Annotated in this window: 19 protein-coding genes; 9 read left to right on the forward strand and 10 right to left on the reverse strand. The window is 60.0% G+C overall.

Annotated features, from left to right (window positions below):
* Positions 1–199: 199 nt before the first annotated feature.
* The 5 genes from E4021_RS10465 to E4021_RS10485 form a co-directional block, all read right to left on the reverse strand.
* Complete coding sequence (locus E4021_RS10465) at positions 200–1,543, reverse strand: HlyD family secretion protein (RefSeq protein ID WP_136459119.1); 1,344 nt, start codon at positions 1,541–1,543, stop codon at positions 200–202.
* Between the two features lie 25 nt (positions 1,544–1,568).
* Positions 1,569–3,017: a TolC family protein gene (locus E4021_RS10470; RefSeq protein ID WP_136459121.1), complete on the reverse strand. Its 1,449-nt coding sequence runs from the start codon at positions 3,015–3,017 to the stop codon at positions 1,569–1,571.
* Positions 3,018–3,119: 102 nt separating this feature from the next.
* Positions 3,120–4,502, reverse strand: a complete 1,383-nt coding sequence (locus E4021_RS10475) for a type IX secretion system plug protein (RefSeq protein WP_136459123.1) — start codon at positions 4,500–4,502, stop codon at positions 3,120–3,122.
* Entirely contained in the window at positions 4,499–5,125 is a 627-nt protein-coding gene (locus E4021_RS10480; RefSeq protein WP_136459125.1) for a DNA-3-methyladenine glycosylase, read from the reverse strand. Before E4021_RS10480 ends, E4021_RS10475 begins: the two co-directional genes overlap by 4 nt.
* A 32-nt stretch (positions 5,126–5,157) precedes the next feature.
* On the reverse strand, positions 5,158–6,828 hold the full coding sequence (locus E4021_RS10485) for an AMP-binding protein (protein ID WP_136459127.1): 1,671 nt from the start codon (positions 6,826–6,828) through the stop codon (positions 5,158–5,160).
* Positions 6,829–7,035: 207 nt separating this feature from the next.
* On the opposite strand from E4021_RS10485, the gene E4021_RS10490 reads away from it, so the two are divergent.
* Positions 7,036–7,425, forward strand: coding sequence for a hypothetical protein (locus tag E4021_RS10490; protein ID WP_136459129.1), 390 nt, complete (start codon positions 7,036–7,038; stop codon positions 7,423–7,425).
* Positions 7,426–7,535: 110 nt separating this feature from the next.
* Here the strand turns inward: E4021_RS10490 and E4021_RS10495 are convergent, their stop codons facing one another.
* The 4 genes from E4021_RS10495 to E4021_RS10510 all read right to left on the reverse strand — a co-directional run bounded on the left by E4021_RS10495 (position 7,536) and on the right by E4021_RS10510 (position 12,848).
* Positions 7,536–9,335 (reverse strand): acyl-CoA dehydrogenase family protein, encoded by a 1,800-nt coding sequence (locus E4021_RS10495; protein ID WP_136459131.1) that lies wholly within the window; start codon positions 9,333–9,335, stop codon positions 7,536–7,538.
* Positions 9,336–9,527: 192 nt separating this feature from the next.
* Positions 9,528–10,436, reverse strand: coding sequence for an FAD:protein FMN transferase (locus E4021_RS10500; RefSeq protein WP_136459133.1), 909 nt, complete (start codon positions 10,434–10,436; stop codon positions 9,528–9,530).
* Positions 10,437–10,478: 42 nt separating this feature from the next.
* On the reverse strand, positions 10,479–11,795 hold the full coding sequence (locus E4021_RS10505; RefSeq protein ID WP_136459135.1) for a Gfo/Idh/MocA family protein: 1,317 nt from the start codon (positions 11,793–11,795) through the stop codon (positions 10,479–10,481).
* A 150-nt stretch (positions 11,796–11,945) separates the two neighbouring features.
* Positions 11,946–12,848: a formylglycine-generating enzyme family protein gene (locus E4021_RS10510; protein WP_168797557.1), complete on the reverse strand. Its 903-nt coding sequence runs from the start codon at positions 12,846–12,848 to the stop codon at positions 11,946–11,948.
* A 212-nt stretch (positions 12,849–13,060) separates the two neighbouring features.
* Here E4021_RS10510 and E4021_RS10515 point away from each other — a divergent pair, with 212 nt between their 5' ends.
* The 4 genes from E4021_RS10515 to E4021_RS10530 all read left to right on the forward strand — a co-directional run bounded on the left by E4021_RS10515 (position 13,061) and on the right by E4021_RS10530 (position 16,726).
* A complete protein-coding gene (locus E4021_RS10515; protein ID WP_136459139.1) occupies positions 13,061–13,249 on the forward strand; it encodes a hypothetical protein in 189 nt (62 codons plus the stop codon).
* Positions 13,250–13,363: 114 nt separating this feature from the next.
* Positions 13,364–14,047, forward strand: a complete 684-nt coding sequence (locus tag E4021_RS10520) for a porin family protein (protein ID WP_136459141.1) — start codon at positions 13,364–13,366, stop codon at positions 14,045–14,047.
* Positions 14,048–14,260: 213 nt separating this feature from the next.
* The gene (locus tag E4021_RS10525; RefSeq protein ID WP_136459143.1) at positions 14,261–15,358 is read left to right on the forward strand and encodes a hypothetical protein; all 1,098 of its coding nucleotides are present in this window, start codon (positions 14,261–14,263) and stop codon (positions 15,356–15,358) included.
* A gap of 81 nt (positions 15,359–15,439) precedes the next feature.
* Entirely contained in the window at positions 15,440–16,726 is a 1,287-nt protein-coding gene (locus E4021_RS10530) for a Gfo/Idh/MocA family protein (RefSeq protein WP_136459145.1), read from the forward strand.
* A gap of 101 nt (positions 16,727–16,827) precedes the next feature.
* Here E4021_RS10530 and E4021_RS10535 read toward each other — a convergent pair whose 3' ends face one another.
* A complete protein-coding gene (locus E4021_RS10535; RefSeq protein ID WP_136459147.1) occupies positions 16,828–17,607 on the reverse strand; it encodes an FkbM family methyltransferase in 780 nt (259 codons plus the stop codon).
* Positions 17,608–17,947: 340 nt separating this feature from the next.
* Here E4021_RS10535 and E4021_RS10540 point away from each other — a divergent pair, with 340 nt between their 5' ends.
* The 4 genes from E4021_RS10540 (at position 17,948) to E4021_RS10555 (ending at position 23,715) form a co-directional block, all read left to right on the forward strand.
* Positions 17,948–19,366 (forward strand): hypothetical protein, encoded by a 1,419-nt coding sequence (locus tag E4021_RS10540; protein WP_136459149.1) that lies wholly within the window; start codon positions 17,948–17,950, stop codon positions 19,364–19,366.
* A 106-nt stretch (positions 19,367–19,472) separates the two neighbouring features.
* On the forward strand, positions 19,473–19,949 hold the full coding sequence (locus E4021_RS10545) for a DinB family protein (protein ID WP_136459151.1): 477 nt from the start codon (positions 19,473–19,475) through the stop codon (positions 19,947–19,949).
* Between the two features lie 106 nt (positions 19,950–20,055).
* A complete protein-coding gene (locus E4021_RS10550) occupies positions 20,056–22,245 on the forward strand; it encodes a family 16 glycosylhydrolase (RefSeq protein WP_136459153.1) in 2,190 nt (729 codons plus the stop codon).
* Between the two features lie 75 nt (positions 22,246–22,320).
* A complete protein-coding gene (locus E4021_RS10555; RefSeq protein ID WP_246050275.1) occupies positions 22,321–23,715 on the forward strand; it encodes an ADP-ribosylglycohydrolase family protein in 1,395 nt (464 codons plus the stop codon).
* Positions 23,716–23,719: the final 4 nt, after the last annotated feature.

Genomic DNA, 23,719 nt, shown 5'->3' on the forward strand with positions numbered 1-23,719 from the left:
AAATTAATTGATCACCCGACTATTGCATTGTGTCACCCAAAAGCCTATATTTGTTTAGACGCCTAAGAACTTAACTGTAGAGACGCGAACAACATTGATTTCACCCGCGTGTGGCCAGGCTTCACCGGGCGTTTATTTTGAGCTTTCTGACATACCATATTGCGCCCCTTCGCACCATGCGGTCCGAAGGGGTTCGTTTTTAGTCGCTGCCCTCTTCGGTATAAAACTCTTCCTTCTTGACTACCTGTATGGTTTCGCCCGACGACAGACTCCGCGAGAGGGCGCCGTAGGGGCCCGCCACTACTTGCTCACCGGTCTCCACGCCGGAAATAACCTGGATGAATTTGGCGTCCTGCAGGCCGGTAACTACCTGCACCTGGTCAACGGTATCGCCACGCACCACAAAGACTACTTCCTGTAGCTCGCCGGTACTGGAAGTTTCCACGGTATCCTCCCGGGTGGTCACCGATTCGATGGGTACGCTGGGCACGTCTTCCGCCATTTCCGTTAGGATGTCTACGCTGGCCGACATGCCGGGCCGGAAGGGATACGGATTACCGGCCGAGACTAGGTCGGCGTAACTCTCGGGGTTGATGCTGATGCGGACCTCGAAGTTGGTCACCTGATCGCTGTTGAGCACGTTGTCGGCCACGCCGGCGGTGGTACTACTGTTGGCGATCTGGGTCACGGTACCCGCGAAGGTGCGGTTGAGGTAGGCATCGACTTCCACTTCCACCTGATCGCCCAGGCTAACTGAGGGTACGTCGTTCTCGCTCACCTCGACCCGAACTTCCATTGCGTTCAAATTGGCGATGCGCATCAACTCCGTACCGGTCATCTGGATGGTACCTACCACCCGTTCGCCCTGCTCGACGTTCAGCAGCGAGACCACGCCGCCCATCGGGGCGTAGATGGTGGTGCGCCGCAGGCTGGTCCGCAGTTCGTTCAGGGTGGCCTCGCTGGACTCGATGCCGTATTCGGCTCCCCGTGCGCTTTCCTCCGCGGCCCGGATATTGCTTTCCGCCGCGGAGAGGTTGGCCTCCAGGGCGCGCACGTTCGACTGACTGGTTTCGAGTTCGGCCTGACTGATCACCTCATCCTTGTAGAGTTGCTCGTTGCGCTTCAGGATGTCGCGGGCATTCTCGAGTTGCGCCAGGATCTGTTCGCGCTGGGCCTTCTGGGTATTGATCTGGGCCCGGGCGTTGGCCAGCTGTGCCTTGCTGCTGTTAACTCCGGCTACGCCGCGGGCCACCTGCGACTGGTAGGCATCGGCGTCGATCTTGGCCAGGAGTTGGTTCGGAACAACACTGTCGCCTTCCTCCACATAGAGTTCGACTACCTCGCCGGATACGTCGGAACTGATCTTGACCTCCGTTTGCGGGAATATCTTGCCGCTGGCGCTGACCACTTCCTGGATATTGCGCCGGCTGACTTCCTGGACGAAGACGCGGGTGCCTTCATCTCCCCGGCCGGAAAAAACTACGACGGCTACGACGACGAGAATGAGGGCGCCGACGAGGAGTAAAATCGCTTTGCGAGACATAATAGGAAAGCTTTGCTGGGTGGGGTTAATTGAGGGAAAGTCCTTCGCCGAGGTAGAACTGGATGACCTCCCGGTTGAATATCAATTGATACTTGGACCGGGTAAAGTCCAGCCGGGCCTGTTCCAGGCGGTTGGATGCGGTTATGAGGTCCAGGCTGTTGGCCGCACCGGCCGTGTACCGCCGCTGGGCGATGTCGTAGGCATTCTGTGCGGCCTCGAGGCTTACCTGGGCGGCGCGGTACGTTTCACGGGCGGCGCGCAGGTCGCCCAGGGCGAGTTCTACGTCCGACCGCAGTTGGTTCTGGGCCTGGGCAATATCGAGCTGGGCGTTGTTGCGCAGTACTTCCGCCCGCTGCACGTTGATGCGGTTGCGGTTCTGGCTGTAGATCGGCACTGAAAGGCTCACGCCGATCGATTGTCCGAAGTTTTGGTCCAGTTGGTTGAGGTAGGGGAGGTTGGGGAAGATGACGCCCGTCTGCGAAAAGGTAGACAGGGTGGCCTCCTGCCCGTTGATCACTACCGGTACGGGCGGGCCCTGCACCAGTTCCACCTGCGAAGCGTCCGGGTTGTTGAAATCCTTGGCCAGGTTGGAGTAGTTGGTGCTGATGTTGGCGTAGAGTTGCACGCTAGGCCGTCCGCCGGCACGAGCGATCTCAATTTCCAGTTCCGAGGCCGACCGCCGCAGCTCCGCGGCGCGGATCGTCGGTTGGGTCTGCTGTGCTGCGCTGAGTACCTCCTGCAGGTCGTATTCGGTGAAGAGCACCGCCTCGTCAAGTTCCCGCACGGGCGTGACAATGTCAAAATCAGGGTCGGGGTCCAGAATGAGCAGCAACTGCAGGTCCAGCAGGGATAGCCGCTCCTGGTTTTCGAGTTCCACTACCGTCCGCTGGTCGGCCGCCTGCTGCGCGATGATGTCGTACCGCTGGGCGGCGGGCACGCTGCCGGCCCGGATCAGCGATTCGGTATTTTCGAGCTGTTGGGTGGTAAGTTCCAGCTGGGCGCGGGCGTTCGCGAGTTGTTCGCGGGTGAGCAGGATGGTCAGGAAGCTGTTGGCTACCTGCAGCCCTACGTTGTTGGCCGTCACGTTGGCGTCCGCCTCTGCCGCCTGCAGGTCGAGTTCCGACTGTTGCATGACGTTCCGGATCAGACCACCATTGTACAGAGTGACTGCACCCTGTAGCTGGTAGCCTTGGGAAAGGATGTTCTGGGCCTCGAAGCTGTTGGTGGTGGGGTCAATCGTCCGGCCCAACTGGAGGTTCAGGCCCGTTCCGCCGCTCAGGGTGGGAAGGCGGTTGTTGCGACTTTGCTGCAGCGCCAACCGGGCCAGTTCGGTGGAATTGTCCAGCCGTCGCACCTGCAGGTTGTTTTCCCGGGCGTGGGCTACGGCTTGTGAAAGAGTCCAGTCGCCCCCGCGCTGGGCCAAAAGACAACAGGGTAACAGGAGGGCGATCCAGAGATAGGCTTGATTCCGCATTCTACTGATTTTATAGGTCAGCAAAACTACGTTATCCGGCAGGGCGGCAAAATTTAATCTATCAACGGACGCCGTGCCTAGACCGGCAGCTCAGGCGGGGGCCTATTGGTTGCTGTTGACCACCGTGGTGCCGACCAGTCGGTCGTACCGGCCCCCCATCGGGCGATAGTAGATCAGCCCGATGTAGTCGTTCTCCGTGACGTCGAAGCTGTCTTCCGTTTCGTCGTAGCCCACGCGGTCGGCCGGACGGGCAAAGCGGGGATCACCCTTGCCCTTGCCGAGGTCCGTAACGTAATAGTAGTTGTAAAAGCCCTGCTTGATGAGCGCCCGCCCCACGTAGGCGTTGATGCTGGTGTTCCAGACCATCCGGTAGTCGTACTTGGTCTGCCATTCGGTCATCGCACCGAAAAGGTACACGTCGTGGTCCAGCGGCAATCCGTTGCGCGTCTTCAGGATGAAGGTGGCCTCGATGTACTCGCCGGTGAAATCGAGTCCGAAACGGGCCACGGTTTCCTGTAGGAACTCGTCGGCCAGGTTCACCACCGGCCGGTCGAGCCGGAAGTTCACGAAATCACCGTTCAGATCGAAGTACTGGATGTAGACGGTGTTCCCGCGGGTCTCTTCCGGCGCGAGCATCATGGCGTAGTAGTCGCCCTCGTTGGTAATGCTGCTGACGTCGGTCCGTGGTGCCTGTACCGAACGCAGGTCGAGGTTTCGAAATTCGTTCCCGCCCCGAAAAATGATGCGGTCCTGGTAGTTGAACTGCACGCTCTCGCGTCCGAGCAGGTTGGGCTGCACGGCCACCACGGCGTTGTCCCAGCGGCCGTTCTGAAGTACCGTCGCGGTGAGTTCCTGCAGGGGTGCCCGGGGCTGTAGCTGCTTGGTATTAGCTACCAGCTGTACCTCTTGGTGCGTCTGGATTTTGTCCACCACCGAGGGCCGCGTGACCTGCGCGCTCAGTCCTACCAGGTTCTCGGAAACCAGGAACCGCCGGGTAATAACCACGCGGTCGTCGTCCTGGGTATCGTACACCACCAGCAGGTAGTTGCCGCTCTTCTCCAGGCGCATGTTGCGGTTCGGGAACACGAGGTCGTAGTGGGTGTACTGCTTCAGGGTGCGCAGGCTGAAGTCGTACTGTTCCACGTAATCGTTGGCGTAGCCGCTATTGTACTCCATCTGCCCCAGGGTCGATGGCGTCCAGTCCTGATCGCAGTGGATGAAGGTGTAGGCGTAGCGGCGCACGTCGGCCGACAGGTCGTCAAACGAGAGCCGCAACTGGGCCCCGCCGCTGAGGTCGATAATGGGGTAGGAGTGGGGGAAGCCCGAAACGTGGAGCCGGACGGTCTTGATGTGATCTACGTAGGTATTGTCGTAAAACTTGAAATCCCCGCGCTGGGCGCCGATCACCCCACTCAGCAGCAGAAGGAGCAAGAGGGCGGCGGCGCGCGGGTGCCAAGGAAGGTGGGAAAAGTGCCGTAGGCTCATGAAAAGGCGTTAAGTCGACTTACAAAACGGCAGCCGCGGCGGTAGAACCGCCAGGGCCGCGCGGCCCATTCCGGACCCGAGCCACCGATGCCGATGCGCGGCGTCGCTACGATGTCTTCGGGAGGAATAACTTCCGTCGGGGGCAGCAGGGTGAGCGGACCGTCCGCCGTCAGCAGGTCAAGGCCGTTGTGCTCCCGCGTAATTCCCAGGGCCTTCGAAACAACGCCGGGTCCGGAGCTAAGTTGCGGCTTTAAGGTTTCCATATGACGCCGCTCCAGCATGTGGGGCAAACCCCGCGAGGGTGCCACCGCCCGGATCAGCACGGCGTGGGGCGTTTCGGCCGGACCGGTCACTACGTTGAACAGCTCATGGATGCCGTAGCAGAGGTAGACGTAGCTCGTACCAGCATCCTGGTAAAACGGTTCCGTACGCGGGGTGCGCCGGTGGCCGTAAGCGTGGCTGGCGCGGTCTTCCGGAGCCCAGTAGGCTTCCGTTTCGGTGATGTAGCCGGCCGTTTCCACTCCGTCGTCGGTGCGGCTCACAAGTTCCGCGCCGATGAGCTCGCGGGCAATGACCACCGGGTCCAGGCCCCGCAGGAATGTCCGAAAGTCGTCAACCTCCATACCGCCTAGTACGCCCGCTGTGCAGCCACGGTTCAGACTTCCCGCAACTCGCGGCGCAGGATCTTGCCGACGTTACTTTTTGGCAGTTCCTCCCGGAACTCCACGGCCTTGGGGATCTTGTAGCCCGTCAGGCTTTCCCGGCAGAAAGTGACCAGTTCCGCTTCGGTAAGGGAGGGGTCTTTCTTTACTACGAAGAGTTTGACCACCTCGCCGGAGCGCTCGTGGGGAATGCCCACCGCCGCGCATTCCAGCACCTTGGGGTGGGCGGCTACTACGTCTTCCACCTCATTGGGGTAGACGTTGAATCCCGAAACCAGGATCATGTCCTTCTTGCGGTCCACGATCCGGAAGAAGCCGTCTTCCGACATCATGCCGATATCGCCGGTCTTCAGCCAGCCGTCCGACAGCACTTCGGCCGTAGCCTCCGGCCGGTTGTAGTAGCCCTTCATTACCTGGGGTCCCTTCACCTGTATCTCGCCGCGCTCTTCCGTGGTGGCTACCCGATTTTCCTCCTCGTTCCAGATCCGGACGGAGGTATTGGGCAGGGGTACCCCGATGGTGCCGATGCGCAGGTTATCGTTGAAGGGGTTCATGGTGGCCACCGGGCTGGTTTCCGTAAGCCCGTACCCCTCGGTGAGGGGAGCGCCGGTGAGTTTGTGCCACCTTTCGGCCACTACCCGCTGAACGGCCATGCCGCCGCCGCCGGTGAGTTTGAGGTGGCGGAAGTCGAGTTTCTGGAAATCCTTGTCGTTCAGCAGGGCATTGAAGAGGGTGTTGACGCCGGTCATGGCCTCGATCTTGTTGTCCTTGAAGGCCTTTACTATTGTGCTCAGGTCGCGCGGGTTGGTGATGAGCACGTTGCACATACCGATGTTAAATCCCGCCACCGCATTTACAGTGAAGGCAAAGATGTGGTACAGGGGCAGGGGGCAGAGCATGCGCCCGTCGCCGCCTTCGGTGAGGGTCTGCGTCAGCCACGCGTACATCTGCAGGGCGTTGGCTACCAGGTTCGCGTTCGTGAGCATGGCACCCTTGGAGACGCCTGTCGTGCCCCCGGTATATTGCAGGGCGATGGTATCGCCGGGCAGGCCGGTGAAGGTGGGCAGCTTGTGCTTTTTCCCCTCGTCGAGGGCGGTCTGGAAGGTCACCGCGCCGGGCAGTTCGTAGCTCGGTACCATCTTTTTGACGTTGCGGACCACGAAGTTGGTCAGTCCGCCCTTCACCCAGCCCAGCAGTTCGCCGATGCTGGTGGTGATCACCGTGTTGATCTGGGTATCCTTGATGATCTGCTGCAGGTTGGCGGCGAAGTTCTCCGCGATCACGATGGCCTTGACCCCGCTGTCGACGAACTGGTGCTTCATCTCCGGCGGCGTGTAGAGCGGATTGGTGTTCACGATGATCAGGCCCGCCTTTAGGATACCGTGGAGGGCGATGGGGTACTGCAGCAGGTTGGGCATCATGACGGCCACCTTGTCGCCCGGCTGTAGGCCGCGGTAGTGCAGGTACGCGCCGAAAGCCGTACCCAGCTCGTCCAGTTCCCGGTAGCTGATGTCGCGGCCCATGCAGGAGAAGGCCGGCTTTTTGCCGAATTTTTTCATGGCAGCCTCCAGGAGGCTAATAAGGGTAGGATAAGCGTCGACGTCTACGTTGGCTGGTATGCCCGCCGGGTAATGCGTGAGCCAGGGGCGCTGATCGGTATTCATGGTGAGGTAAGGTTAACTTTCGTGCGTCGTAAAGTACAACACCGCCGGCGTAATTGACCCGAGCATCAACCCCAGCTGCCTTCAAGACGTTCTCTTACAAGCACGTGTGAATACCAAAGTATTTCTCCGCCGGCCTCGCGTGCCGGTATCCGGAAATATGTTGATATTCGCTTTTCATTAATATATTAGCTAACCTTCCCGCCCACAATGGAAAATGGAATCCTCACCGACGCCCAGCAAAAAGATGCTGAGTTGATTAAGACCTTGCTCGATAAGATCGTATCCAAAAAAGGGTTCGACAACATCAAGGCGAACGCCGAAGGGTACGAAACCCCCGCCAAGATTCGACGCAGCAAGGATACCGACGAATACTTCATTCCCGACGTCACCGGTGAGGTCAACGGCCGCAAAAGTTATTTCGAACTCGGCCTCAAGACCGATGACGAGCGTGAACTGGTCACCAAATGGCGCCTCCTCAGCAGCCTGGCTGCCTACAAGCACGGCAAACTCTACCTCGCCGTCCCCCGCGGCCACATGGCCTTCACCAACCGCATCCTGGCCGACTACCCCATCCAGGCCGAAGTGGTAAAGATCTGAGGCACGAACTCCAGTTCCGCCCCCGGAATAAAAGAACAGAAAACCCGATTTGCTACACGCAAATCGGGTTTTCTCATTCAGGCCAGGAGGTCCCGGTGGCGGTAAGCGCGTTACAGCGCGTAGCCGTCGGCCGCGATCAGCACGTTGGCAACCTTTCGGCGCAATTCCTTGACGTTCTGTGGCGGATACTTGGTGAAGCGCTTGATGCCCATGGTGAAGGTCCGGAGCAGGTCACCCTCCACGAAGCTCGCCACGGCGTCAGTGGCGTTCTTGGCCATCCGCGCGGTGGCGTCGTGCAGGTAGGTACGCAGGATCGCGTCGTAGACCTCCATGGGCTGGTGCCCGCCGCCGGTTGCGCGTAGTTTCTGTACCCGCAGCAGGGTACTTTCGGCCTGCAGCAGGTCGCCGAGCATGTCGGCTACGTTCATAAGAATCTCCTGCTCGCCCTTCAGGTTAATTTTGCCGTCCATCTGCTCTTTCGCGGCGGCACCGGCTACCATCAGGATGAGCTTCTTGAAATCGGCCACTGCCTTGATTTCCTCTCCGTATTCCCCGGTGGGGCGTTCCAGACTGGGCATACCGGCGAGTTCCTTCTGGACGTTCCAGGCCGGCCCCACGATGTCTAGAGCACCCTTCATGGCACGGCGCAGCAGCATATCTACGCTGAGCAGGCGGTTGATCTCGTTGGTTCCCTCGTAGATCCGGTTGATGCGGCTGTCGCGGTACATCCGGGGGGCCAGGGTTTCTTCGCTGTAGCCCATGCCGCCGTGGATCTGGACGACCTCATCGACGATGTAGTCCAGGGTCTCGGAACCGAGGAACTTGAGCAGGGCACATTCAATGGCGTATTCCTCGGCGCTGAGCAACTTTGCCTGGGAGTAGGTCTTGCCTTCCTCCATCAGCTGGTGGTTCATGTCCTGGATCTGCTGGCTGACGCGGTACAGCGCGCTTTCGCCGGCGAAGATGCGGATGGCGCCTTCCCCGATCTTGTACTTGATGGCTCCGAAGTTGGCGATCGGCTGCTTGAACTGGATGCGTTCGTTGGCGTAGCGTACCCCGACTTCCAGTGAGCGCTTGGCACCACCCACGCTGAGGGCGTGCAGTTTGAAACGTCCGACGTTCAGGACGTTAAAGGCGATCAGGTGGCCCTTTCCGATCTCACCCAGGCTGTTGCCGGCGGGGACGCGCACGTTCTCGAAGAAAACCTGCCGGGTCGAGCTGCCCTTGATGCCCAGTTTCTCTTCCTCGGCACCGAGGGTGAGTCCCTCCAGTTCGCGCGGCACGATGAAGCCGGTAAACTTGTCGCCGTCCACCTGCGCGAAGACAATGAAGACGTCAGCAAATCCCGCATTGGAGATCCACATCTTCTGTCCGTTCAGGACGTAAGCGTCGCCGTCCAGTTTAGCGCTGGTCTTGGCGCCCATGGCGTCCGATCCAGATCCGGGCTCGGTGAGGCAGTAGGCGGCCTTGAGTTCGCCGCTGATGAGGCGGGGCAGGTATTCCTCCTTCTGCTCGTCGGTGCCGAAGTACAGGATAGGCAACATACCGATGCCCGTGTGCGCGGCGTAGGAAACGGTGAAGGAGCCGGAGCTTCCCCCCATCACCTCACATATGAGGGTGTTGGAGTTGGTGTCCAGTTCCATCCCGCCGTAAGCTTCCGGCATATGACTTCCCAGCAGACCGAGTTCAGCCATTTTGTCGAGCAGGCGGGGGGCGATGTTATCTTCCTGCTTCTCGATCTTGTCGAGATTCGGCTTGATTTCCTGGTCGATGAAGTCCTGCACCATCTGCCGCACCATTTGCTGCTCCTCGTTGAATTCCTCGGGAATGAAGGTGGTATGATAGTCAGCGTCGGCAATGAGGAATTCTCCTCCTTTCAGGACGTGCTTGTGGGTGAGGGTGGCGGACATGAAGGATATACTTTAGTGGCTTGTAGCGAAAATTCGCTGTGAAGTTACAGCCTACCACCCGGAGGTTCAAGCGGCTGAATGACTTTTTAGCGAAAATTCGCTGGTTGGCTTCCCCCCTGCGCTTTTGGGGCGTTCGCTACATAACTTTTGATCATTCCCTTACCACCGGATTTGAGGCCTTTCACGGTTGGCTTACTCGGGTGACCAGTATGAGACCATAGGCGGAAAAGCGCGTTTCAACCCGGCTGCCCCCTCAGGGCCGAGTACGCTGAGCGCAGAGGCCAGACCGTCCGCCGACATACCGTCTGACGCGATGACGGTCACCGCGCGGGGATCCTGCAACCCGTAGCCGGTACGGGGGTCAATAATGTGGCTGTACCGGCGCCCGTCCTGCTCCAGATAGCGAAAGCGTGCCCCGGAGGTGGCAATCGCCACCCGGCTGGTGTCAACCACGCCAGAGGGGGTTAGCACTTGCCACCCAGTCTGACTTCGCGGGGGGTCGCCGAGCAGTAGGTCGCCGCCCCCGTCAATGAGGTAAACGGATAGTCCGGCATCTTCCAGCACGGCGCCGGCAGCGTCCAGGGCGTAGCCCTTGGCTACTCCGCCCAGGTCGAGTTGCATATCGGCCCTGGCGAGCCGGACCCGCCCCGCCCGGCGCAGCCGGACCCATTTCCACTGCACCCGCGACCGCGCCCGTATGATGGATGTAGGGTCGGGAAGGCGCTGCTGCCGGAAGGCCCGGCGCCAGAGCTTCGTGAGGGGACCGATGGTGGGGTCAAAGGCCCCGTCGGTGATCCGCGCCAGGCGACGACTGAAAGTGAGTACCCGGTGCAGGTCCGCGGAAACCCGGTGCCACCGCCGCGGAGGCTGCCTGACCAGGCGGTTGATCTCGCTGTCGTTGCGATAATCGCTCATCAACTGCTCGATATTTTCAATGCGGGCGTAAGCGGAATCGATCGCGCGCCGGGCCTGCAGGGTATCGGTAGCCACCACCGTGATCGACCAGGGGGTGCCCATGGCCGCCCGTGCTATCGTAATACGATCTTGGCTGCGTACGGACAGGGCCAGCAGCAAGGAGAGGAGTAACAGGCTTGTGCGCATACGGAAGGTGGACGACTCGCGTGGTGGCGGACCGTCCTTCCTTTACTTGACTTTGGTTTCGCCCGGCACCGGCACGGGGTAGTACCCGCTGGGCAGCGGCAGGATCGGCGGTGGCGCGTCGAAGGCGTAGGTGGCTGGTGACAGGTCGAGGTCGGAGTTCATGGCCTCGTCCCAGGTGATAACTTGTCCGGAGTAAGTAGCCATGCGGCCCATGATGGCCGTCAGGGTGCTCTTGGCGGCGTTCTCGGCGTCGGCGTATTTGTACTCTCCGTCGGCGACGGCCTTGAAGAGCAGGTCGTGCTCGCGCTGGTAGGGGTTGGGGTCGCGCCGGTCGTTGTGGTCAAGCAGGGCGTAACCCGATTTCGTGAGCAGCTTGCCCGGGGCGGGAGCCGATCCGTTGGTGCCCTGGAATTCTTCCGTCACCTTGGTGCTGGCGCCGTTCCAGTGGCGGCACTGGCTGATCATGCGGCTGCCGTCGGCGTAGGTATATTCTACGGCGTGGTGGTCGAAGATCTCGCCGTGCTCCTTGCCGTTGCGCATGTGGCGGCCGCCGTAGCCTGAAGCTTCCTTGGGGTAGTCTTGCTTCACCCAGTTTCCAACGTCAAGGTTGTGGATGTGCTGTTCGTTGATGTGGTCGCCGCACAACCAGTTGAAGTAGTACCAGTTGCGCATCTGGTATTCCATTTCGGTCTGACCGGCTTCGCGCGGCCGTACCCACACGCCGCCGCTGTTCCAGTAGACGTAGCTGGTGGTGATGTCGCCGATGGCCCCGTTCTGCATCATATCGACCCAGCCCTTGGTGTACTGGTCCTGGTAGTGGCGCTGGAGGCCAACCACTACGTTGAGTTTTTTGCGTTTGGCCTCCTCGGCGGCCTTCAGCACGCGGCGTACGCCCGGAGCGTCGACGGCTACGGGCTTTTCCATGAAGATCTGCTTGTCGGCCTTTACGGCCTCCTCGAAATGCATGGGGCGGAAACCCGGAGGCGTGGCGATAACCACGACGTCGACCAGGGGGATGACCTTTTTGTAGGCTTCGAATCCGACGAATTTGTGCTCCTCGGGCACGTTGAGGCGGGCGGCGTCCAGCTCGTTCTCGGCGAGCTGCCCCTTGATGCCGTCGTAGGCCTGGTCGAGCCGGTCGCGGAAGGCATCGGCCATGGCCACGAGCTGCACGTTCTGTTCGGTGGACAGCGCCTGGGTGGCGGCGCCGGTTCCGCGGCCTCCGCAGCCGATGAGGCCGACGCGGATCACGTCGCTGCCGTCGATGTGGGCGCGGGCCGACAGGTCGGGCATGATGGCCAAGCCGGCGGCGGCCAGGGCGGTGGTTTTTTGGAGGAAGGATCTTCTGTCAAGTGGCATAATCGAGCGTTGGCGGGTCGGGATGCCGGGGCCGGTAGATGTGGCCGACCAGGCTCCGACGGAGCGGGTTATTTATCGGGCTAAAAGATAAGCAGTATCGCCGGTACAATCGAATGTATAGCAGAAAAAGCGATCGCCCGGCGGGGTGGATCAGTCCACGATGGCCTCCGAGAAGAAGGCGTGCACTTCCCCCGGGCTCGGTTGCTCGGCCGGGGAAACGAGGCGGAAGCCCAGGAAGGGGCTGTCGACATTCCACCAGCGGCTTTTGGGGATCTGGGGGTCGCGGGCCTGCCAGCGCGGGCTCGACTTTTCGCGGGCGCGGCACCCGGCGGTGCTCATTTCAGTGTCGAACGACCCGCCGCGTACGGTACGCGAGTGCTTTCCGTCGGGCCGCATCCAGGGGTCAGCGGGCGCGGCGGCGATCCGGTCGGCATAGTCGTCGTAGTATTCGTCGAGCGTCCATTCGCTCACGTTACCGATCATGTCGTAGAGTCCCCAGGCATTGGGTTGTTTTTCGCCCGTTGGGTGATAGGTTTCTTCCCCGTTTTCGTACAACCAGGCCAGGTCCTCAAGGTCGGCCGGATCGGGCTCCTCCCCGGCCAGACAGGCGTATTCCCATTCGGCTTCCGTCGGCAGGCGGAAGAAGCGGCCCGTTTTTTCGTAGAGCCACTCGCAGTAGCGCAGGGCGGCCTGCTGGGTGGTATTCACCTGGGGGTAGCCGCCGCGGGTACCCATGCCGTAGGTCAGGTCGAGGTAGGGTGGGGAGGGGCGGCTCACCGCATCAACGTCCCAACCCTCGGTAGCGGCCACCGGCGTATCGTTGTCCCGCACCTGGAACAGGCGGTAGGCGTCGTGGGTCACCTCGTGGCTGCTGATGGCGAAGGGGGACAGGGTAACGAGCTGCCCGGTCTCCCCGAAGGCAAAACTGCCCCCCTCCAGGGGCACCATCGTGAAGTACACCTCACTGCCCGGCAAGCGAACCGTATCGAGGGGTTGGGCGCGGAGCGCGGGTGCCAGGAAAAGCAGGAAGAGCAAAAACGGGTGGTAATGCATGATCGGCGACGTAAGCGAATGGCCGCCAAATATAGGAATCCGGGGGAAGGGGCAGGTGACTCCGAGCCGAATACGGGACATTACCGCCGTACATCCGTCATAATGTCAATATTTCACACAATAAGGGCGAAATAATTAACGATTTATGCTTCGGTCTCCGACTTTGTTACTATATTTTAAAGTACCTACCCGACCGCTTAACGCCTTCCTGCATGAAATCTTTGTATACCGTCCTCTTCGTAGTATTTGCCCTGCTGTTTGCCGGCGGAGCTTTCGGCGAGGTGAAGTCCGACGGTACGCAGATATGGGTCGAAGTGCTGTTGGCTGCCGGTTTGCTCATCCTCTTCGGTTTGTTTGCTACCGTGCTCTTGCTCAGTACCAGCAAAGCGGGGGAAGCATGAAGGTGGACCGGCTTGATCGACCCCGCCCCTTAACCAAACGCTAACCCCTATCTTAACCTATCCTTTGCGCCAGTCGGTGCTCCCCCGCCGTTTCAGGGTACAAACTACCGTACCATGAAACTTCAGTTGCTTGCCCTTTTCGCGCTTTTGAGTACCGGCCTCCTTACCGCCCAGGCCTCCTGGGGTATCCGCGCCGGTGCGGGGCAGACCGCCCTGCGGTCGGGCCAGATCTTCGACCCGCTCACCGACCGGCTGGAACCTCTGGGAAATATCTCCCTCGGGGCCTTTGCCGAGCTACCGCTTACCGGTTACATCGCCTTCCGACCCGGACTGGAATACAGCAGCCGGGGCAGCAGCCTCGGGCTGACGGATAAGGTGGAGGTCTTCGGGGTGCAACTGCCCGTAGGCGCCCGCGCCAAGACCCGCTTCAACTACATTGAGGCCCCGCTGCTGGTACAAGTCAACCTACCCACCGAAAGTGCCATACAGCCCTACGCCATCGCCGGACCCACCCTCGGCTACGCTACCGGTGGCAGGGTCACCACCGCGGCCCGCGCTGTAGTGGAACTCAATCTCTACGGCACCGACCTGGATCTCGACGCCATCGGCTACGAGCGCTTTCATGTGGGCGTCATCGGCGGACTGGGTGCCAGGGCCCGATTGGGAGAGAATACTGGACTGTTCATGGAAGCCCGGTACGAGCACGGACTGAGCCAACCCTACGACGTTCCGGTGATCCGGGACAAGGTGGGCTTCCGCGGCTGGAACGTCGGGGCCGGGGTAACCTTCGCTCTCTAAACAAGCAGTGGCCGCCGCAAAGACTGCGGCGGCCACTTGTGCTGGGAGTGGTGTTTTCTTTAACATTGTGAATATAATGCTCTTGATTGGTTCTCCCATCCCCGTCCGGTCATCCCCGGGTCATGTTAGAAAAGTCAGGGGTGCACAGCGAACCGCCACGCCTACTGGCACTTTGTAGTGCCGGACCCCGCATCGGCGAGCCAGCACTATTCTATGAGGTATCAAACCTGCTTTTTCTTCCTCCTTGTATTAGCTTTTATCGCTGCCTGTGAACGAACGGACGGTGACGATTCCTCCGACGAGGTAAAGCAGTGGTTGTACGTACGCACGGGGTCGGACCTGGGCCCCCTGAACCACGGTGACGTGATCCGTCCGGAAGGCGATGACCTGCGGATAAGTAATATCCTGACCGGCAGGGACACCCTGATCCAGCTGGCGTCGGTAGATCACCTTCTGAGCGTGTTGCCAAACGGCAAAGTCGTACTAGACGGCGTGGCGGGCGGCCCGCGCCTGCTGCCCCTGGAGAATACAGGCGTTACCCTGGATACGGCTTTCCTGACCCGCCAACCCTTTACCTACGAGATGATGGGCCAGCAGTACTGGGTTAGCTTCGAGCCCGCGTTTACCGGCTTTCCGGAATTTACCCGACCGGGGTCCCGAGATTTCGTCAACCGCATGGTGGACTGGGCGGCGACCGCACCGGGCCTGGAGTATTCCGAATACGTGCTGCTGCAAAATTTCGGACAGTCCATTCTCCTGATCTCCGAACGGCAGCGCGGGCAGTACCTGAACACCATGGGCGTGCTCATTGATACCGTCTCCGCGGACGTCTTTGGCGGACGGGTATTCCATGGATCAGAAACCGGATACCCCGCGGAAATCCTTTTTCACACCCTGCCGGTAGAGCCCGCGCCTTACTCGGCCGAAGCCTTCGTCGACCTGGTCAACCAGGGGTATTCCCGCTCCTACCTTCTAGTGAAGCGTACCGGGGAGCGTAACCTCGGGGAAGACAAGCGACTGCCCCGCCGCAGCCTTATCGACACGGGCGACCTGGGACTGATCAGTGCCAGTTTTCTCGAAGACGGAAGCGTGATGTTCCTGTCCGATGACCACATCGTCCTGCAGGGCAGCTACGTGTTGGACCTGGACAAGGGACTGCTCACCGTTACGGACCCGGATGGCGTATCGTTCCGCGTCTTCGTGGACACCGAAGACGGGATCCAGTTCACCCTGCCCGTTTCCGTAGTGGAACTGGACGGCGGCACCCTGGTCGGCGAAGACAATTACCTGAGGATCGAGGTGGTGGAGTAGTCCGGTGGCCCCGTGCGCCGCTAGCCGAGTCTGTATCAATCGATGGAATAACTATATTGGTCGGACACATATTCACCGATCATGACCAACAGCCGGCGCACCTTTCTTCGCCAGTCCGCCGCCGCGGCCGCGGGCATCACCTTCATTCCTTCCTACCTCAGCGCCGGAATCGGCGGCAATCGCGCGAATACGGACCTGGCCATTGGTTTCATCGGCTGCGGCCGGCAGGGACTGGGCCTGGCCCGCAATCTGGCCAACGTGCCCGGCACCCGACTGGTAGCCGCCTGCGACGTTCACTCCGCCAAGCTCGAACACTTTGTAGGGCAGGTCATGGAACGGGCGGCCGCGGATTCCGGTGGATCCGCCCAGACCGCGGTACGGTCTTATTCCGATTACCGCGCCCTCCTCGAGCACGAAGGACTGGATGCCGTCGTAGTGGCCACCCCGGACCACCAGCACGCCACCATCTGCGTGGCGGCCCTGGACCGCGGTCTTCACGTGTACTGCGAAAAACCCCTGGCCCACACGATCGAAGAAGGCCGGTCGATGGTGGAGGCCACCCAGCGCAACAATAAGGTTCTGCAGACGGGCAGTATGCAACGCTCCATGTTCAATTTCCAAAAGGCCGTGGAGGTTATCCGCGCCGGTAAATTGGGAGAGGTAAAAGAGGTGATCGTCAGCATTGGCGGCCCGCCCAGGGCTTTCGACCTGCCCGCCCAGCCATTACCGGAGGGCGTGGATTGGTCCGGATGGATCGGTCCGACCGTGGACCGCCCCTACCACCCCGACCTGTTGCCGCCCATTGACGCCGACTACTGGGGCCGCTGGCGGCATTACGCCGAGTTTGGCGGCGGAATGGTCACCGACTGGGGCGCGCATATGTTTGATATCGTTCAATGGGCCCTGGAAAAGGATACTACCGGTCCCACTCGCTTTTACCCACCGCTGGAGGAAAATGCACAGCAGGGGCTTACCCTGTTCTACGCCGACGGTACACGGGTAGAGCACCGCGATTTTGGGCGCGGCAATGCGGTCCGCTTCGTCGGCTCGGAGGGTACGCTCGACGTGGCCCGGGGTTTCATCGATTCCACCGTGCCCGACTTGCTGTCCTACGGCGATATGAACCACGAATCCGCGGTACCGGCCCTCGTCAGTCACCTCACCGATTTCACGGAGGCGGTACGCTCCGGCGGCACGCCGATCTGCCCGGCCGAAACGGGGCACCGCACCGCCACCGTCTGCACCCTGTCGAATATAGCCTACCGGCTGGGTCGTCCCCTGGAATGGGATCCGGGAAAGGAACGAATCAAGGGAGATGCCCGGGCGAATCGCCTGTTGGGGGATGCGTACCGTAACTCCTTGGCCTAAGGCCGGGTGGGGAGGGGCCGCCGATGGCGGATTAGCAACGGACGGCTCATATGTACTCTTTACACGTCCCGTATGCTATATCCGGATTGCCCGCCACCGGCCTATCCTGGCCTGGGATAGGCGTAGTATTCGTTTGGACAAAACTGCTCAACCATATATCCGTATTTCTTGAGCAAGGACTTGGCCTGGAATTTATCAATGTTCAATTTTGCGATGCGCACGGTGTTTTCTTCAAAAAAGATATGATGGATCCGTTTCTCGGATAATAATCGACTTGCTCCTTCGAGGACCCAGGTGTCAGCGCCTTCCGTGTCTATTTTGAGGACTTCAATTTGTTGCAGGTCGTACTCGTTCGCCACATTGTCCAGGGTGTCTACCGCTACCTCCACCGATTTTTCGTCGGCTGTAATGGTCAGTCCCCCCCAGCCCGTTTGCTGCTCTTCGTTCTCAAGGCTGAACATCATGCTGGTCTTTTCCCTACCCAATGCATACGGCAATATGGTTATCCGGTCGCCAAGTCTGTTTTTTATAACGTTATGCGTCAACGGGGCAATATTTGCGGGCGAGGCTTCAAAGGCTAAAACCTGGTTCTTGGGTTGTTGCCAGGCCCAGATGCAGGAGAAGTATCCATAATTTGCCCCTACGTCCACCATCGTGCCGCCACCAAGTGCCAATCGCAATATGGTTTTGGTCAGTTTAAGTTCGTAGAAACCATTGAATATAATTGACCGGTGCCCTACGTCACTCCGCAACAAATCAAAGCGGAGGGACTTGCAGAATTCGAGGTCAACGTCCTTTTCTTGCAAATCGGGGAAATACCTGGCAATATGATAGCTTACCCGTTGCCGCAGGGACAACGGGTATATTCCACGAGTGATCATAATAGGTATGTGAGTTTTTAAAAATGGGTGTTCATTGGCAAACCACCGGTGCGATGCCGCCTAGAAAATTTCGCAATAGTCTATACAAGGATAATTCCTACAAATTAAGCTTCACGTACCTGCCATCCCTAGCTATTAATAATGAGTTTAATATATTTTATAAGCCTATAATGATAAAATGATCCGGCTGCCGATGGTGATTCCATTGCGTTTGCGTGAATTGTACCGTTATCTCATACGGAGGCTCATACGATGCGCAGCCAAGCAATTATGCCGGAGCCGGGCCATATGGGTTGTTGTCCATTCCCGGCACCCGCGCGCCGCCGCCTACCTTTGCCTTATGTCCCTATCGCGCCGTCGTTTGCTATGGTTGCTGCTCGCCGGTTTCGTCGTGGGTGACCTGGCGTATTCCTTTGTGCAGTATTACCAGCAGCCGCTCGACGGCGACGTGGCCTGGAACCTGCTGCCCGCCCACGAGGTTAAACCCGTGCTGAATGACATATTCGGCCTGCAAACCTGGCGCGACGGGCGCACTTATCCCAATCCCAACCGCTTTTTCTGTCATTGGTCGTTCCGGGAGTATTTCCTGGCGGCCCCGCGCCTACTACAGCTATTCGTTGACCCCGTCACGAGCGTCTACCTGGCCGCCGGATTGGCCAAATTGGGGGTACATCTGGGTCTGCTGTTTCTGCTGGCGCGCGCGGTGCTGGGCCATTGGCGGGTGCGCAACCTGGCCTTCGTAGGTATACTGGCCCTGCTGACCCCTTTCTTCCAGGGCAACGGCTACAGGCACGACCTGGGCATCATCGACCCTTCCGTCACCTATACTTTTTTCTACGCCCTGCCGGCGGCCGTATTGCTGTTGTTCCTGCTGCCCTTTTTCGATCTGCTTTATCACGACAAGCGGGAGGGGATGTCGTGGCCCCGCTACCTGCTCTGGTCGCTGCTGGCCGTGGTCGTCTGCCTCAGTGGCCCGCTCAATCCCGCAGTCATACTGGTCGCTACGGCGGTGGCCGGACCGCTCCTGCAGCTCCGGATCGTGCGCCGGGGGTGGCCGTCCGTGCCAATGGCGTACTATGCCTTATGGGGCTGGGCAGCGGCGCTGGCGCTGTATTCCCTGTACGTGGGCAGTTTCAACAGCCTGACGATCGCGAACGAGCAGCCCCTAGCCGATCTGTACGCCCGCTGGCCGGAGGGGGTATTTCGGCAGTTCACCCGCAAGTTGGCCTGGCCGGTGCTGATCGTTGCCCTGGGAATCACCCATTTCCTCTTGCGGCGCCGGGGTGAGTCGGCCGGCCGTTGGGTGCGCCTGCTACAATGGGTGGGCCTTTTCGGACTGCTGTACCTGATCCTGCTGCCCCTGGGCGGCTACCGGGCGTACCGCGGCCTTATACTGCGCTACGATACGATTCTGCCGGTCACCCTTTCCGTGCTGCTGGTTTACGCGACCGGCATCCGCCACCTCTTGGCGTCCTGGGTGCCTGCCCGGCAACGGTGGTGGCTGCTGGTACTGCCCGTTGCGGTGGGGTTGATCTTCACCCTGGCCGACCGTACGGATTCCTCCCGCTACCGGTGTGAGGCTACTGCACTGCGTACCCTAGCGACTTCGACCTCCGATACCGTGGCCTTGCCGGCGGACTGTCCGGTGCTGAGCTGGGAGCCCTTTACCGATCCGGCCTATTCGGAGATGAACGTGCGCCTGCTTCGGCGTTGGGGCATTGTGGATCGGCCGTTGCTCTACTATAACCGGCAGCGGTAGGGGGCGCGTGCGCGGGTGCCGCATTGTTCGGGGGAGCGGTACCGGGTGGGCCGGGCCCGCGTAGCGTGTGAGCAGCGTACTTTGGGCACCCTAAAGTGAAACTACCATGCAGTACACCTCAGCCCTGGCCCATCACGTGCGTACGGCCTTTGCCGGCGACAACTGGACGTCGGTCGGATTCCGCGAAAAACTGGCCGACCTCACCTGGCAGCAGGCCACCACGCGACTGGGCGACCATAACAGCATAGCCGCGCTGGTCTACCACGTGGGCTACTACTATACGGGCATGATTTCCGTATTACGGGGTGGCGCGCTGGAAATTCCCGACAAGTTCAGTTTCGACCACCCGGCCATTACGGATGAGGAAGACTGGCGCAAACTGGTCAACGACACCTACGCCCACGTGGCCACCTTCGCCGATCTGGTGGAGGCCCTGCCCGACGAACGACTTGCCGACACTTTCACCGACGAGAAATACGGAACCGTGTGGCGCAATCTCCTGGGCGTACTCGAGCACACCTACTACCACCTCGGACAAATATCACTCCTCAAAAAATTGATCCACCAGCACGAAGCGGCCTGAGGGATTGAGTGGCAAACGGTATTGCCCAAGATCGGCAGTTAAATTCTTTAGTTGATGGATAATAGGCTGATGGCGACTATCTTGTCCGGAACTCAAACTGTCGATCATGCCCAACCAAACCCTGAACAGCCTACTGTTCCTGTGCCTATTTTTAGGCCTATCCACGCTTCAACATCCCCTGTTTGCTCAGTGCCCTAACCTGGTCTGGGCGGATGAATTTTCGGGGACAAGCCTCGACCAAGCCAAATGGAACTACCAGATCGGTGACGGCTGCGACATCGGGATTTGCGGATGGGGCAACAACGAACTGCAGTCGTACCAGCAGGGCAACGTGGCCGTCAGCAACGGTCAACTCCAGATCACGGCGCGCAAGGAGCGGACCCGCGGCAGCCAGTACACTTCGGGCCGCATCAATACCAAAGGGAAGGCCGATTTCACCTACGGTCGGTTCGAGGCTTCCATCAAGCTTCCCTACGGCGATGGCCTCTGGCCCGCCTTCTGGATGCTTTCGACCGACGAAGTGTACGGCGGATGGCCCCAAAGCGGAGAAATTGATATTATGGAATTCGTGGCCTCCAATCCGGGCCAGACGCTGGGATACATTCACTACGGTGATCCGTACCCAAACAACCAATCCCAGGGAACCACCTACCGATTGGGCGACGGCAATTTTCCGGATGCCTTCCACGAATTTGCCGTCGAGTGGGAGCCGGGCGAAATTCGCTGGTTCGTTGACGGAGTACTGTTCTCGCGCAAAACGGCGGCGGACGTCGCTCCGTACCAGTGGCCTTTTGACCAGAATTTTCATTTCCTGTTGAACGTAGCCGTAGGCGGCAACCTTGGCGGACCGGTAGACAACGGCATGCTGCCCGCCACCATGGCGGTGGATTACGTCAGGGTCTACGACGGCTTTCGGGCCTACCTGACCGGCGACCGCGTAGTGGCCAACCAAGCCCAGGGAATCACCTACCGCCTGGAGAACCTGTCGGCCGGGACCAATGTAAGCTGGGCGGTGCCTGCGGGTGCTACGATCATCAGCGGACAGGGCTCCGCGGAAATTACCGTCGATTTCGGCGACGCGAGCGGCCACATCAGCGCGTCTTACCACGATGGTTGCCAGACGCGGGAAACCGGCATGTTCGTGGAGGTGGAACCAGCCTACTCCCGGAGCTTCTCCTTCGAAAACTTCGATGAGCCGGCCACGGCCGTTTACGCCAGCAGCACCGGTACCCTTACCGAAGTGAACACACCGGCACCCAACGCCACCAACTCCAGCGCCCGCGCCGGCAAATACGATCGCAACGGGGCCGAGCAGTACGACGTGCTGGTGTATAACGTGAGCAACCTCACGGATGCCTCGGCGTATACGGACAAGACCAAGAAATTCTACCTGGACGTTCACACCACCGCCCCGGTGGGGACGGACATCATTCTGCAACTGGAAACCGCTGCCGCCACGCCCACCAACTTTCCTACGGGTCGTCATAGCAGGTACGTGGCTACCGTCGGCAAAAATGGTCAATGGCACCGGCTGGCGTTTCAACCCTTGGACCGGCCGGATGCCGGTGCGGCCGATGCGGATGTCAGCAAGATGATTCTGCTTTTCGCATCGAATTCCTTTACGGCGGATACTTATTACTTCGATAATCTGGACAGCTACGCATCCGGCGGCGGCGGAGGTGGTGGCGGTACAAGCACGGCTACCGCGGTACATGTCAGTGCCCTTAGCACCGGTTCCGTAGGCGCGGGCAAAGGGTCAAAGGCCGGCACCGCCACGGTCACCATTACTGATGACCTCGGCAATGCCGTATCCGGTGCGGTGGTCAGCGGCACCTTCAACGGTACTTTTAACGAATCGGCCACCGGAACCACCGATGCGGCGGGTAAAGTCGTACTGACCACGCAGGCTACGACCAAAGGCGGCGCTACGGTAGGCTTCTGTGTGGACCAGGTTACCGCTTCCCTCCCTTATGACCCCGCGGCCAACACAGCCACCTGTGCTACCGCCGTTGCGATGAAGACTACGGAACCTGCAGCCGTGGCAACGCCCGATTTCGGCACGCAACTTTCCGTTTTCCCCAACCCCGCCCGGGACTTTGTCCGAGTTTCTCTGGCTGGCCGGGGAGGGCTTGCCCGGGTTTGGGTTTACGACGCCGCTGGACGATTGGTACTGGAACGCGACGCAGCCGCCTCAACTACTATTCAGCTGTCTACTAGCGATTTACCCGCCGGCACCTACCGTTTGCGGGCCACGACCGGGGAGGGGGAAGTGTTCATCAGTAATTTTGTAAAGTAAGCGATTAGGTCCTTAGTGTCACAAGTACTCACGGAAGACGACAACCCACCATTGGCATTTTTAAAACAGCCGACTATGCCACGTCTCTGGTGCCGCCCAATCGCGGGGCTGATGGCATTTCCCCTGAAAGGGGCGATCATCTTTCCTTTTCTTCTCCTGATGACGGCTTCGCTGTCGGGCCAGGAGAGAGTAGACTGCAACCCGGGAATAACGAAGAACGGGTATGTCCCACAGCCAACTGACCACGTTATCTCCCGCAGCGCTTACCACGACCGGCTCTACGGCTTCTGGTTGGGGCAGTGCATCGCCAACTGGACGGGGCTGGTGACCGAGATGGACAAGATCGGAAACGTGGGTGAGGTGCAGACGGGTGCTTTCTATACCCGCGCGGACTGGGGGCAGCCCGATCAGCCGAGTATCTGGGGGGAGGGAGTGCCGAGCGACCTTTCCCCGACCATCGACTTCGTGTTCCGGGGGGAGGATGAGGTCTGGGGGGCCGACGACGATACCGATATAGAGTACATGTACCAGCGGCTCCTGGCCCTGTACGACACCAGCTTTCTGACCCCGGAAATGATCCGTGACGGTTGGCTGAGGCACATCCGCAGCGAGGAGGAAAACTACCTTTGGGTGTCGAATCAGCGTGCCCTGGAACTTATGCAGGAAGGCCTGTTGCCCCCCGCCACCGGTGATCCGGCGAACAACGAACACTACGCCATGATCGACGCGCAGTTGACTACGGAGATATTCGGGCTTTTCGCGCCCGGCCGGCCCGTCGTAGCGCGGCGGATGGCGGAAGTGCCGATTCAGACGGTGGCCCGCGGAGATGCCGCCCACATTTCCGAGTTTTACGTCACGATGTACAGCCTGGCCGCTACCGCACCGGCTGAGCAATCGATGCGGCAACGGATCTCGGCAATGGCCGAAGCGGCCCGGCGGGTCTTGCCCGATTCTACTTACTCAGCCAGGATGTACGACTTCGTTCGGGAGCAATACCTCAGCGGGCAACCCTGGGAGGCAACACGCGATTCCATCTACGAGCGCTATCAGGTCCGGCAGGAAGACGGTTACGATATTACCGCGCAGAACCTGTACTGCAATGGCTGTTTCGCGGCGGGTATCAATTTCGCGGCCAGTCTGGTGAGCCTGTTCTACGGAGAGGGTGATCTGAAGGAAACCATCAAGATCGGGGCGCTGGCCGGCTGGGATTCCGATAACCCCACCGCGACCTGGGGTGGGATGCTGGGCTTTATGCTGGGCCGCGAGGGGGTGGAGCAGGCTTTCGGACGTACCTTCAGCGACCGCTTCAATATTCACCGCACCCGGCAAAACTTCGAGGGAGACGGCATCGATACCTTCGACCGCATGGCCGCGGAGGGTGTCCGCATAATAGATCGGGTGGTCGTTGACGAACTGGGCGGTGGGGTAGACTGTGCACGCGGGGTATGGTACATTCCGCCCGGAGCGTGAGGGG

This window comes from Neolewinella litorea, assembly GCF_004803465.1.
Lineage (GTDB): Bacteria > Bacteroidota > Bacteroidia > Chitinophagales > Saprospiraceae > Neolewinella > Neolewinella litorea.